At 38.7% G+C, this 14117-nt stretch carries 7 protein-coding genes; 5 read left to right on the top strand and 2 right to left on the bottom strand.

Translation table 11 applies throughout. The features are described 5' to 3' along the window. The first annotated feature begins 215 nt into the window (after positions 1-215). A complete protein-coding gene (locus tag MXE38_RS10890; RefSeq protein WP_246914762.1) occupies positions 216-1829 on the top strand; it encodes a transposase in 1614 nt (537 codons plus the stop codon). A 426-nt stretch (positions 1830-2255) separates the two neighbouring features. Here the strand turns inward: MXE38_RS10890 and MXE38_RS10895 are convergent, their stop codons facing one another. Continuing rightward, complete coding sequence (locus MXE38_RS10895) at positions 2256-4622, bottom strand: hypothetical protein (protein ID WP_246914765.1); 2367 nt, start codon at positions 4620-4622, stop codon at positions 2256-2258. A 1805-nt stretch (positions 4623-6427) separates the two neighbouring features. On the opposite strand from MXE38_RS10895, the gene prmC reads away from it, so the two are divergent. From prmC to MXE38_RS10910, 3 genes are all read left to right on the top strand, one after another. Beyond that, the gene (gene prmC, locus MXE38_RS10900) at positions 6428-7279 is read left to right on the top strand and encodes a peptide chain release factor N(5)-glutamine methyltransferase (RefSeq protein ID WP_246914768.1); all 852 of its coding nucleotides are present in this window, start codon (positions 6428-6430) and stop codon (positions 7277-7279) included. 367 nt (positions 7280-7646) lie between these two features. Then, a complete protein-coding gene (kdsA, locus tag MXE38_RS10905) occupies positions 7647-8498 on the top strand; it encodes a 3-deoxy-8-phosphooctulonate synthase (RefSeq protein ID WP_246914771.1) in 852 nt (283 codons plus the stop codon). Between the two features lie 804 nt (positions 8499-9302). After that, complete coding sequence (locus MXE38_RS10910) at positions 9303-10289, top strand: hypothetical protein (RefSeq protein ID WP_246914774.1); 987 nt, start codon at positions 9303-9305, stop codon at positions 10287-10289. Between the two features lie 293 nt (positions 10290-10582). Here MXE38_RS10910 and MXE38_RS10915 read toward each other — a convergent pair whose 3' ends face one another. Next, positions 10583-11677: a GTPase domain-containing protein gene (locus MXE38_RS10915; RefSeq protein ID WP_246914777.1), complete on the bottom strand. Its 1095-nt coding sequence runs from the start codon at positions 11675-11677 to the stop codon at positions 10583-10585. A 1831-nt stretch (positions 11678-13508) separates the two neighbouring features. On the opposite strand from MXE38_RS10915, the gene MXE38_RS10920 reads away from it, so the two are divergent. After that, on the top strand, positions 13509-13766 hold the full coding sequence (locus tag MXE38_RS10920) for a hypothetical protein (protein WP_246914780.1): 258 nt from the start codon (positions 13509-13511) through the stop codon (positions 13764-13766). Positions 13767-14117 lie beyond the last annotated feature (351 nt).

Genomic DNA, 14117 nt, shown 5'->3' on the forward strand with positions numbered 1-14117 from the left:
CATGTAGACAGACAAAGTATAAAGCTCACTCAATATATTGATAAATATCAATCTTATCAGGAAATCTTATATAGGTTAATATAGTGTAGTTTTATGAATTTATTCTATCTATTGACAATAGGTATTGTATTATGATAATGATACCTAAATGAATAGTTGCTATGTTGTGAATAAAACATAGCAACACTGAAATAAAAAAAATAGGAGTTCATTATATGCCTCTATACGATGAAAGCGCAAAGGTTTTAGTTCCTGATGAAAACTCCATCCTTTTTAACTCCATAAATTTATTTAATGAGTTTCAACGATGGCCAGCTGTAATTGCAATTTTTGATATCGATCATGTAAAGAAAATACTTAAAGACAATGGATTTATTCCAACAACCCATACTAACTCCCTTTTTCATACAATCGGAGTTTTCTTTATTGCTGCCGTATTCAGTGTATTAAGACAAAAGTCCTCTATTACTCAACTTCACGCTGATTATTGTGTTATTTGCACATTATGTGGTGTTAAAGCATGCTCTCATAAAACCATAGAAAGAGCAATGAAGCAAAAAGATGCAATCACAAATACCATGAACCAGCTGGCCCAGGAGGTTTGTGATGAGTTCCAGAAAGAGTTTTATGGTAGAGATCTTCAAACTATAGGGGTAAAGCTTGCTCAGTGTATTAATAAGATAGAGCCTAAAATCAAGCGCATAGTAGTAGGCGATGGTAGTGAGTGCCGTCTTGCTAGAGAGTTGAACATAGGGGAAACCAAAGGTAAAACTGTAGCTGGTCGTAAAGGCCTCTTCTTCTTAGATGCTTCTAGTAACGCAATTATAGACGTTAAGTATGGTAGTGCAGTATGTAATGAAAAAGAGGCTGCTAAATTAATGATTGAGCAAGATACTGCTGCCGAAGGAACTTTATATATATTTGATGCTGGGTTTAACGACAAATCGCTTATGCAAGTCATAAGCGATAAGCAAGCATTTTACTTAATTAAAGCCAGATATAGTATTAACCCTGAGATAATAAAAGTCACAGAGTACAATGGTACTTGGAACCAAGAAGGGCGTTACATTATTGATAATGAAGGTAAAGATCTTTCAATATCAACACCTATGAAGCTTTCAGAACTTTTTGATAGAGAGCTCATATCACCTCCACTAACTGGGCGTAATGGAAAATTAGAAGGTAAGTCTTATAAGCTTACACGTAAGGATGGCACTTCTGTGCTTATGATATTTAATCCTACAAATAAAAGTTTTGATGAAACAAAAATGAAGTCAGCTTGGGTTTATTTTGATACTAACTTGCCTGATTCAATATTTTTTGAATTAGTTTCAGTCATATATCGAGTAAGATGGCAGATTGAGATTAAGTTTAAATGCGTAAAATCACATGGTGGTATGGATAAAGGCCCTGACTTAAATCGTTATACAAGTGATTTCTTTGTAAGTGCATCAATAATAGCGGATACGATAAAATTGTTCCTTGCCCTAACTTCATTACAACCATTAGTGGGCAGCACAAAGATTGATGAATACTCTACAACTAAAGAAAAAAATGATGATTTGGTTAACGTGTCTATGGAAAAAGCAGCCGCACATTTAGCCAATTTAGCCATGTTGTTCCTATTGATCAGTATTCCTACGAATCTTCTAACTTCAAAACAAGCAATAAAGTGCTTTGATAGTAATTCAAAGAATATAGCTAATGTAGTGAGGGCTAGTCGCCCTTCCAAACGGACTTTAGAAGCAGGAAAAGCGCTTAAAGAAACTCTGCGTGTTGCCCAAGAGTTTGCTGATCAAAAAGACGCTGAAAAGACACTAGTTGCTTAACTATATGCATGCAAATTTACGAATTATAGTTTATATTAGGAATTTACTTTTAAAAGTGTGATTTAGGCTACATAATTTTTTATGTGATGCAGATCACTATGCAGGCTATATAGCATTAAAATAGTGTAGTTTGCATTACTCAACTTTTTTTGAGTTAATCAATAAAAGTTGGCGTAGCATGGACGTTTCGTAACTTTGTCCGTCTATATGTATTAGCTCGCATGGTAAAACTAGAATATACCACTTGTAATGGGGCTAATAAAGTTAGTTGTTAAAAAATATAGGAAGTAGAGGCCATGCCTTTAGCACTAAGTGCGGATTGGCAAGAGCAAGGGGCAAGGAGTGAAGGCAATAAAAAAGCAGCCAGAAGGCTGCTTTTTGGTGTTGTTGTGTTTGTAATTAAAGTTTGGTGCTTAATAGGTAAGATTAAGCAACTTTGTTGTTGTTGTTGATTTGCTCTTGAATTAGCTGACCATTGGTATTGTAGTAGCGCTCAAATGGAGCCTTAAAAGCAATGACATTTTCTTGCTCATTAGCAGCCATGCTCTTATCGAGGTTGGAGCTATCTACGCTAAGCTGATTCCAAATGCTATCCCAACGGGCGGCAACACGCTCTTCGGTAGCAGCATCGGCTAATGGCTTAATGCTATTGTTCTTAATGTTGCAAGCAGCTGATACAGAGGCCATGATTAAGCTTTGTACTTGGTCGTAGCCACGCTCTAAGTACATGTTTTGGTAGAGCTTAATAATTTCATGTTGATCTTGTACTAAGTTGCCTTGATTGTTGAGAGCCTCAATAATCATTGCTTCTGGCTTAGTGTTAGCTTGAGCTTGAGCTTGAGTTTGATTTTGTGCTTGAGCTAAGGCTGAGCAGAATACGCCTGAAATTAAAGACATAGCTGGGCTCATAGCAAAACCATCATTCTCAACTGCAAAGTGCTTGTTGTTATGCTCATAATCATCACGAATAGCACGCATTTGCTCTGCTAAAGCCTGAGCATTGATACCAGAGATAGGGGATACAGCACCCATATAGGTCATTAAGCGCATTGCAGTGTCACTAAAGTTAGAGCCAGTCTTTTGCTCAACCTTATCTTGCATGGCCACGATGGCATCACGTTGAGTACGTAAGTCATCAGCTAAGACATTAGCATTGTTGCCAGCAACAGCTTCTACATTACCCATAGCAGTTAACATCTGTAGGGCCTTGGTAGCAAAAGCAGAAGGCTGTTGATTCTCATTGTTATTAAGGGCCTGCTTAGCACGGATTTCATAGGCTAAGATATTAGAGGTTGCACCAGCAGGTAACTCAACGCTACCTAAGTAGGTAAAGATGCGCATTAAGAAGTTAGATAATAATGAGTTGTGTTCTTGCTTTACGTCATTCTTTTGTGGCTCTAAAGCTTCAACTTGTTGCTGAGCTTCATAAGCATTATGAACTTGTTCACAAATTACAGAGCTAAATACACCGCTAATAGGGGTTATGCCTACGCTCATAGCCAAGGTACGTAAGGCTTTATTAGCATTGTTCTTAGCAATTTCTAACTCACTTGGCTCGTAGACGCTAGCAGCGATAGCATTGTCTTGAGTGCGATTCATTTCAGCTAAGACACTTGCATAAATGCCAGAGATAGGGGCTAAACCACCCATATAGCTTAAATTGCGTAATGCCATAATAGAATCCTTAGCGCTAGCAGACTCAGTTACGAGCTCGTCAGCCTCATTAATCTCTTGCTCTTGCTCTTGCTCAAGAACGATATATTGCTCTTGGTTCTTGTTTTGCTCGGCAAGCATAGCAGTGTAAATACCAGAGATAGGGGCAAGGCCAGCCATGTAGCTTAGGTTACGCCAAGCTGCACCGTTGTCAGAAACTTCATTGCTGTTGGCTTCTTGATTCATCTTAGGCTCTTGTTGTGCCTCTAATACTTGCTCTTGCTCATTGTTAGAGGCTACTAAGCCTTGTTGCTCGGCAAGCATGGCAGTGTAAATGCCAGAGATTGGGGCAAGGCCAGCCATATAGATTAAGTTGCGTAAGGCAGTGTTGTTAGCTACGGCAATTTCTTGCTCACTCTCTTGCTCGTTCTTAGATGCTACTAAGCCCTTTTGCTCAGCTAATTGAGCGGTATAAACAGCAGAGATAGGAGAAAGACCAGCCATGTAGCTTAAGTTGTCAGATGCTGCATCGTTAGCTGTGGCATTCTCTTGCTCGTTCTTAGAAACTACTAAGCCCTTTTGCTCAGCAAGCATAGCAGTGTAAATGCCAGAGATTGGGGCAAGGCCTGCCATGTAGCTTAAGTTATCAGATGCTGCATCGTTAGCTTTAGCATTCTCTTGCTCGTTCTTAGAGGCTACTAAGCCCTTTTGTTCGGCAAGCATGGCAGTGTAAATGCCAGAGATTGGGGAAAGGCCAGCCATGTAGCTTAAGTTGCGTAATGCTGCGTTGCTGTCGCTGCTACGTGCATTAGGCTCTTGATTTAAGCTGGTGCCTTCATCTTGTTGAGCCATTAAGGTGCTCATAGAGCCAGCAGAGATTAAAGAAAGAGCTAAGTTCATTGGCATATTCTTCTTAACAGCAAAACCTTGGTTATCAGCTACTTTAGCTGGGTTAAAAGCGTAATCGTGATGATCTTTAGCATTAACTACAGAGCTGTCATTGGCAACTTCTAATACTGCGCTAATTGGAGTAGTAGCTAAAGAGGTAAGCTCTTGAGTCTCTTGAGTTGCTGGAGCTGCAAAAAACTCCTTGATGCGTGAAAAAACAGACTTCTTAATAGAAAGGATAGCGGTAGTCATAATCTTCAATTCTTATTATCAGGGACTATATAAGTCCAAAATGTGTAATTTGGTTAAGGTTTAGTATCTGTAATGGCATTTGCCTTGTGCTTGTGCTTGTTCGTAAGCTGATGGCAGATACAAAAGGTTAGTTAAAGTTAAATTGACCCTTATGAGGGGCGTTTGTTAAAACCACAATTTAATAAAACCAATTTGCACATAGGGTATCCCCACAGAGCGTTCTGGGCAGAAACTCAGAAACTACGAGGAACAAACTTAAGCTTGCGATTGCTTTTTTGTAAGAGCAATCTGTTCTGCATTGCTTAGGGGCTTAAGTTTCTTAATGTTCATAAGTTATCGTGTAATTGTTAAGACAATCTTATGAAGTGGTCAAAAGCAAAGTAAATAATTGTCCAGCATGCTTAGTTTTTAAGGATTTGCTTATTGACTACGGCTTTATCTTAGCAAAAATTTTGTGAGGTCAATCACTTTTTCATAGTGTGAGATAAGTCACAAAAATGCCGAAATTTAACAAAGGCCATAATTACGGCAAATGCAAAATTTTGCAACTAAATTATTTTTGTTAAATATTACGCACGTATATTTTAACAAAAACTCAGAACTAGGCAGTACAATCAAAGTAATAATGCGTTACAAATGGCTAAAGAATGATGTTTTTGCTCTTTAGAGAAGTAGATTTTTTGAGCAAAAAACAGCCTGTAAGCACTCAAGAATTTGAGAGCCTAAACCAGTAATAAATAAGGTGATAATTGCTATCAAATTTTAATAAAACATTATAAATAAGCTGTTTGAAATAAAAATTCATAATTTCAAGAGTCATTTTCATAAATAGTGAAATATTTGTCCAAAATCACATAGTATTAGAGGGGTAAATATCTTATTAATGCAACAAAATGCAAAATTATGCAAAACAATGCAACAAAATATTTAATGACCAGCCATCTTTTTAGCTTATTTATCTTTGCTTATAGCAAGTCTCTTAACGCTCAGCGCAAAATAGTTTGCCAAGTTCCTCCCAGAGCAAGGCTTAAGACTGTAATCTTTTGCAAAATAGCATCAGCCTTTATCCCATTCTGCCTAAGTGCTTACTTTAGTAGCATCATCTCCAATCACTTGTAGTTTGCCCCTTTCCCTACATAAGCCACGCTATACCAAGCAGAGCAAAGTAAAGTAAAGTAAAGGCAAGCAAAGAATTGCCATCCAGGCTTTGTACTAAGCATGGTTTAAAGTTAACTGAGTTATCACCAAACATTGGTAGTGTATAAATATTTAGAACAGGGTAGCTTTCAGAGCAAGCAAGCTAGGTTGGATTTTCATTACCATTGCCATTGCCAGATAAACTTTTCATGTGCCCTCCCCAAAAGAGCCTATAAGGTTTTTTTACTGGAACCTTGTACAAGGACATCTTTAGACCCGACAAGGGCAGTTAATTAGTGGGAAAGGACTTAACTATTAGTACTTATACTGCTTAACCACTAATGAATGGCTATTATGAGTTCAAGGTTAGCGCTAGTGCTAGCGCTTGTAATAGCGATAGGGGCGTACTACTACTAATATAACTTCTTCTATTGTGGAGGTTAGCGCTTATGAACTTAGGGTATTATTTAGCATTAGCTCTGTAGGAGTAATAGTAGATAATAAGAGCATGGCTGTGAGTTGTGCCTCTTAGCGAAGGTGCTCTTATGCCAGCTTAAGATAATGCCATGCACAAAAGTAAGTTGGCTTTAGTATTGAAGTGAATTTAGAATGATGATGCTTAATCATTTTTGAACCACATTAAGGCTTTTAGCAAAGAAACAACTAAGATGCAGACTATAAGACAAGTATTAAATGAGGCCGTTGTTAAGTTACAAAATAGTAGCTCGGATAGCCCTAAACTCGATGCTAAATTATTGTTAATGAAAGCTTGTTCCTTGAGTCAAGTGCAATTAATGGTACATGACAATGAGCCTATTAGTCAGGAGCAGCTGCAAGCTTTTAATGAGTTGCTAGAGCAGCGCTTAATCGGCCATCCTATTGCTCACTTATTAGGAGAGCGAGATTTTTGGGATTTAACCTTAAAAGTAACACCTGATACTTTAATTCCTCGTCCTGATACTGAGGTTTTAGTAGAGCAGGCGCTTAAACTTATACAGAGCAATAAACAGAGTAAAGTATTAGATTTAGGTACAGGTTCAGGCGCTATTATTTTAGCGCTCAAACACACTATACCTAGCATTAGTGCTTTTGCTGTTGATAAGTCACCAGGGGCTTTACAGGTAGCGCAAGAAAATGCCCGCCACTATGATTTAGAGGTTAACTTTAATTTAGGTTCATGGTTTGAGCCTTTACAAGAGCATTATCAACATTATTTTGATGTCATTGTATCCAACCCTCCTTATATAGAAGAGGAGGATGAGCATTTACAGCGTGGTGATGTGCGCTTTGAGCCTTTAAGTGCTTTAGTCTCAGGAAAGGATGGTCTTGATGATATTAGGCTGATAGCCTCACAAGCCATCTCATATTTAACCAAAGATGGTTTTTTACTATTTGAGCATGGCTACAATCAAGGCCCAGCCGTTCATTCCATCTTAACTGACTTAGGTTATAGACAAGTACAAACCATTAAAGACTATGGCAATAACGACAGAGTTACTCTTGGCCAAGCCCCTGCATAGTACAGATGCTCATAGTGGGCAATGAACCAATGCCCTTGCCCTTGCCCTGTCGCTGTCGCTGGCGCTTGCGCTTAAGCTGGAGCTGGCTATTGCTGCTAAGCGTGTCTAAGCATAGAGCTTTAAAGCTTAGAGATGGGCTATTACTTTTTAAGACACTGCTAGGCAATCATGATAATTTCAAAGGCAAGTTCATGGGCAAGCTGATAGGCCTTATGTTTGTAGTGATGCTAAGAATAAGCGAATTTAGTAACGGCCTTATATGATGCTAAGATAGTATGTCTATCTTAGAACTAGCATCTGATTAGGTGCTATAGTTTAGATTGAAGTTATTAAATATTATTTTTCTCTGGGTGTGTTGGGAGTTAACATGGCAGATAAGATTGTTTCAGTTGGTAATTTTCAAATGGGCAATGACTTGCCTATGGCAGTTATTGGCGGTTTAAATGCTTTAGAGGACTATGATTTAGCAGCTCGTACTTGTGAGGAGTTTTTGAGAGTTTGCAATAAATTAGGTCTTAATTATGTTTTTAAAGCCAGCTTTGATAAGGCCAATCGCTCTTCATTATATTCCTATCGTGGCCCAGGCTTAGAAAAGGGCATGGCTATCTTTGATCGCTTAAAGCAAGAGTTTAATGTAGCCATTATTACTGATGTTCATGAGCCATATCAGTGTGAGTTAGTAGCTCCTCATGTTGATATCCTACAGTTACCTGCCTTCTTAGCTCGTCAAACCGACTTAGTTCATGCCATGGCTAAAACAGGCAAAGTAATTAATGTTAAGAAGCCACAGTTCATGGCTCCTGCTCAAGTTGCCAATATTGTAGAAAAGTTTGCCCAGGGTGGTAATAATCAGGTCATGCTGTGCGAGCGTGGCAGTCAGTTTGGTTATGACAATTTAGTAGTGGATATGCTAGGTTTTGGCGTTATGAAGCAAACCTCTGGTGATGCTCCTATTGTGTTTGACGTAACCCACTCACTACAATGTCGTGATGCTAATGCCAAGGCCTCTGGTGGCCGCCGTGCTCAAGCTTTAGATTTAGCTAAAGCTGGTGTCTCTCAAAAGGTTGCTGCAATTTTCCTTGAGACCCATCCAAATCCAGATGAGGCTAAGTGTGACGGCCCATCAGCCTTGCCTTTAAATTTATTAGAGCCATTCTTAACCCAGTTAAAAGAGCTTGATGACTTAATTAAGAGCCAAGCTCCATTAAATATTAATTAGTACTTATCCTTATACTATTAGTTTTATCAAGCGTAGTCGGGTTAAAGCATCACCTGACTGCGCTTTTTGTTTTTTCTCAGGGTAGATAGCTCTTATTTAGATACCAAGACGTAAGATAGTCATACCCAAACAGCTGTTTGCCAACAACGGTAAAGCTTTAGCCATGTACTGATGTTAAGTAGTAGTTTTGGGTAGGGGCTTGTGTATATCAAAAAATGGCAAAAAGAAATTTGATTAAATTCGCAAATTAATTCCAATTTCGCTAAAATACACACTAAATTTTTAAGACTCATTTTGAGTCCTAAGTTTTTAGCTAGAGCATTGATTTTAATAAAAGCACAAATAAGGATTATATCTTTAGCTCTTAATAATTAGAGCTTATCAGGTGTGGTATTAACCAAGATAAGCGCTAAGTTTAGCCTGTGAAATTGTTGGGATTAATATAGCCAATAGCTGCTTTACATCAAAGAGTTGTTGGTGGCCTAAGCGGTTCATCTCTGGCATAAGACAGCCTACGCTGCAAAAGCAAGTTAGTCTCATTAAGCCTTGACTTAAAACAAACACGCAAACTAACAATTAAAAGGCTTTATTTTGAGTAATACACCCCAAGTCTTCTTTGGTAAGGAACTATAACCAATTAATTTGATCTTCTTTTAGATGTTTTTGCTTTAGTAATCTAATACTAGAGCTTGTAAACAACCAAATTAATTGATTACAGTTCCTAAGTAGTTGGTCAGCCTAATTTGTTGCTAATTATAATAAGCTAAATTATCTAAATCGTTTTTTAATCATGGAGCATTATTCATGCTTAGTAGCAATCATCCATTAGTGGGTAAGTCTTTTTTATTATCTTCTTTATGTGCAGCTCTTTTGGTAACTGCTTGTAATGATTCCAACGCCTCTGCTCAAGACACTAAGTCTCAAGCTCCTGCGGTTAAAAATGTTTTAGATTCTCAAGATTTAGTATCTACCCCATCTGATATCAATCAGCGTAATCACGTTTGCTTTACTATGGATGTTAACAATGTAAAGTGCGTTTTAGGTGATATCGTAGCTTATGTTCCTCAGCCAATTTTAGAGGAAGATAAGGATGAGCCTAAGGCTGATAATAAGAAGAAGGCCAAGAAAGAAACTAAAGAGGAAAAGGCAGAAAAAGAGGCTCAAGCTCAGTTAGCTGCTAACCAAAACGCCTTAAATGAGGCTCGCTCTTTAGTATTCGTAGCTAAGTACTGCGATATGGAGCGCCCTGTAGTTTACTCTAAGGAAGGTGTTGCTTGTACCTTTAAGCCTCATGCTTTATATGATGCTGGTGCTGTAGCTGAGGCTACCCAGTACCAAATGAACCTTTTAAGCGCTGATAAGTTCTTTAAGGATATCGCTGCTATTGCTGGCGTTGAGAAGTTTACTGGCCCTGCTTTTGGTACCCATGGTGGCTATCGCTTATTCTTAGAGCGTAGCACTGATGACAAGGGTATGAAGATTGGTGCTAACACCTCTGCTCGTATTTTAACCAAGCGTATTGATATTGAGGGCAATGTTTTAGGCTTCTATCATGAGGAACTCAACTTTGCTAACTTAAACCCTCAAATGCGTGTCTTAACCGAGGGCTTAAAGGCTGGTGATCATGTTAAGTTAGTATTTGATACTTCCTTACAAAATGAGCAGCCATTATGGCGTACCTCCAGCTTAGAGTTTGGTCAGCCATATATTTGGGAAGTTGAAGTTCAATCAGTAGGCCCAGCTTTAGAGCAAAAGAAGCAAGCTGTTGAGCACCCTAACCAAAATAAGTAATAGCCACTAATTAGCCCTCTAATTAAGAGTGCTATCAATAGTGTCGCTATAGCTTTAGCACAACAATACAGCAAAGCTAAAGCTCAGCTCAAAGCAAAAGCCAAATCAGGAATGATTTGGCTTTTTGTCTCTTGAACAGCATCAGCCCTAAAAACAATACCAAGACCAAAGCCAACGCCACAGCCAAGGCCAAGGCCAAGCAAAGGCCCAAGCAAAGGCCCAAGCTAAGAGCATGGTAGGCACGCCATGAAGCATCTCGTAATACCCACCAAAAAAAGGTTGCTTAGGCGTAATTAGCTTCTATAGCTCTCAATCTGACTATCAAGAGTGTTGATCTTTAGTAAGATCTCATCAAATATCTTAATATTTTGTGCAAACAAGTCGTTCTGAGCCCTAAGTTCAATCAACTTAGGACATTGCTCTTCAAAGCTTGGATCAAGGTCGTACTTGTTAACAATGCATTCTTTTAATTTGCCTAAAAGCTCTTCGCCTTGCTCCATAGTGTAATTAAGCTTAGTAGTAGAGCTAGTACAGGTGTTAACATCACTATTAAGACGCTTTAATAATTCCTCGTCTAATTGAGCTTGATTGGAATTGAATAAGGCCTCTTCTAATTGCCTATAATCAGTTAAGCAACGCTCAAAATCATGCTGCAATAAAGCACAATGTTTTTGGTTTTCATCGATCAGCTTGTCTAATCTTTGCTTGTTAGCTAAGACCTCATTCTTAACCTCATGGCAGATGGCGGTAACTCTCTTTAGTTTGTAAGCATTAAGCTTTGGTAATAATTGCTCTTTAACCGCAGCAATTTGTCCCCTCAGCGCAACCAAGTCATCACTTTGCAAGGCATTAACGGCATAAAGCTGGTATAAGCATTCCACGCCAAACTCTTGTTGTAATTGCTCTGTAAGCTTAGCTTGTAGTGCAATTGGCTCTGCTACCATGTCTTTGTGGCTCAGAACAAAAATAGTTCGCTTAAAGAAAGACTCTTTATCCATATGAGCAAAAATAAGCTTTAGGAAAGCTAATTCCTGCTCGCTCAAAAGCCCAGTAGTAATATCGTGAACAAACAGATGTAAGTCAGTATTGGCAATCAAGCTTAAGGCTAAAGTAGTATTCGTTCCAACATGGTCAAAGCCTGGGGTGTCTAAATAGTGATCGTAGGCAATTTGATAGTGAAGGAACTTGGTAGTAGAGCTTAAGCTCTGTTCTGCATTACTATCCATTAGCTTACGTAATAAGGAGCTTTTACCATGGTGGCTAAGTCCTATAGTAAGGATGCTAAAGCCATCATGGACAAAATCCTCCATAAGTTCTTCAAGCTGCTGATAGCGATCTTGGGAGTATTCGATACAATCCTCAGCTAACAAATCGAAATTTTGTTCCATGATAGCCTCCTACAATAAGCGCGTGAACTATAGGGCATGTCTGTAAATCTAAAAAACGATAAACAAATACAAAAGGGCTCAAAAATAGAGAGGGAAATATTCACCTAAACAAGCATGTAAAAATAAATAAAAGTACAAGGAAGTTGGATTTAAAACATAAAGTGAGCCCATTATTGCATAGATATTACATAAATAATCAAAAACCTTAAAGAATAAGGCTATATTGTGATCATAAGCTCACTAAAATGTCTGTAAAGTTAATATCTATAGTCCCAACCACCCTAATCTTGCCACTAAGGCCCCAGCTCCAGCCACAACCACCGCTACTACCACACCCCAAACCATTCAACTAAAGCATCGCCACATTAAAAGCACCGCTAAGCACACCTCAACCCAGAGTTTAGTTACACAACCTTTAAGCACAAGCCGACTCCACAAGAGCAGCCCTTAAAGCGTTTTGAGCCCAAATGGTCGATTTGGCTTGTTGGAACAAAATCTTTACTGGGCTAAGAAGTGCGCCAGCTGAGCCTTGCAACAAGCTGATAGGTCATTACCAAGGCCATAAATATGGTGGGACTTTCAAGAACTGGAGCATGGAAAGATTAGCTACAGTAGGGGGATGGCCTTTAGCAAAGCTTAAACAGTAGAGCACCAATAAGCTAACCTAACTTTATCAACTAAGACTAAAAGTACAGTAATAAAGAGTAAAACTGTAGCGCCATGATAGACATAAACAGCGCCCGCCCTTATGTATGCTGTATTAGTACTACTTGTGGAACAAGTCCTTTGGAGGGATAAGAAGTGCTACAGCTGAGCCTTGCGATAAGCTAACAGCCATTACCCAATCATAGCAATTTACGATGCTTTTAAGAATTAGAGCAGGGAAATATTAGCGTTGAGCGAGAGTGGCCTTTAGTAAAGCTTAAACAGTAGAGTACCAATAAGCTAACTTCACTATACCAGCTAAGGTTTTAAGCAAAGTAATAAAGAGTAAAACAGTAGCTCCATGGTAGACATAAACAACGCCCGCCCTTATGAATGATGTATTAGTTCTACTTAGGGGAATAAGTCCTTTGGAGGGATAAGAAGTTCTACAGCTGAGCCTTGCGATAAGCTAACAGCCATTACCAAGGCAATAAATAAGGTGGTAATTTCAAGAATTAGAGCAGGAAAGGATTAGCGTTAGTAGGAAAGTGGCCTTTGGTAAAGCATAAACAGTAGAGTTCCAATAAGCTAACCGCACTTTACCAACTAAGACTAAAAGTACAGTAATAAAGAGTAAAACAGTAGCTCCATGTTAGACATAAACAACGCCCGCCCTTACGTATGCTGTATTAGTACTACTTGTGGAACAAGTCCTTTGGAGGGATAAGAAGTGCTACAGCTGAGCCCTGCGATAAGCTAACAGCCATTACCAAGTCATCGTAATGTAGGCTGCTTTTAAGAATTGGAGCAGGGAAGGATTAGCGTTAGTAGGGGAAGGCCTATAGCAGGGCTTAAACATTAGTGTGCTAATAAGCTAACCTCACTGTATCAACTAAGACTATAAGCCCAGTCATAATGGGTATATCCATAGTACCAATGCATACATAAACAGCGCCCGCTCACATGCGTTGTATGTGGCATTTATACAACTTAAGTAGCGTAGCTATATTAGTAATGAACATTCAATTTGCTATTGGGCTAACAGTGGCATAAGAATATCAAGATCCGACATTTTACATAGTGAAATATTGATCAAAGTTTATTGCGATTAAAGAATATAAACTATATGATATTGACTAATTGACAATTAAACTTTTATGCATTGGGCATTGAGGAGAAACAAAGCATGAGTGACACAGCAATTGGCGAGAGCAATGCTAAGGAGCAAGTACAGGGCGATAATATTCAAGCCTTTTACGATTTGCTTAATAGCATTGAGCAAAGCTCTAGTGATGCGAGGGATAAAGGTACTCGTTTTGAAAATTTGATCTTAGATTTCTTACAAAACGATCCTACCTATAAGAATGATTTTGCTAAGGTTCAAACCTATGCCGACTGGGCACAAGAGCATACAGACCTTGTGCCTAACAAAAAATCCATATGACAGCCAAGTAGCGATTTGCTGACACCAGTCGATGGATGAAAGTGCCCGGCTCGCAATCTGTGCCTTACCCCATATGCGTCAAAACCGTCAAGTATGAGCTGCCGTTTATCCTCAAATTTTATCATGACTTTAAAGCATGCAAAGCATCCATATACCAATATGGAGCTAAGCCTTAAGTCATGTAAAATATTGAGTGCATGCCTAGTACTAGACACTTCGGCGTCTTTATTATGAAAGTGCCCAGGCTCGCAATTAACAAACACGATAAATAAGGGATCCTGCCATTTTGGTTAAATGATAACGTTAGATGGTAGATCTTTAACTTAGATCTGAAAAGATACTAACAGTATC

This window comes from Anaerobiospirillum sp. NML120448, from assembly GCF_023050945.1.
Lineage (GTDB): Bacteria > Pseudomonadota > Gammaproteobacteria > Enterobacterales > Succinivibrionaceae > Anaerobiospirillum.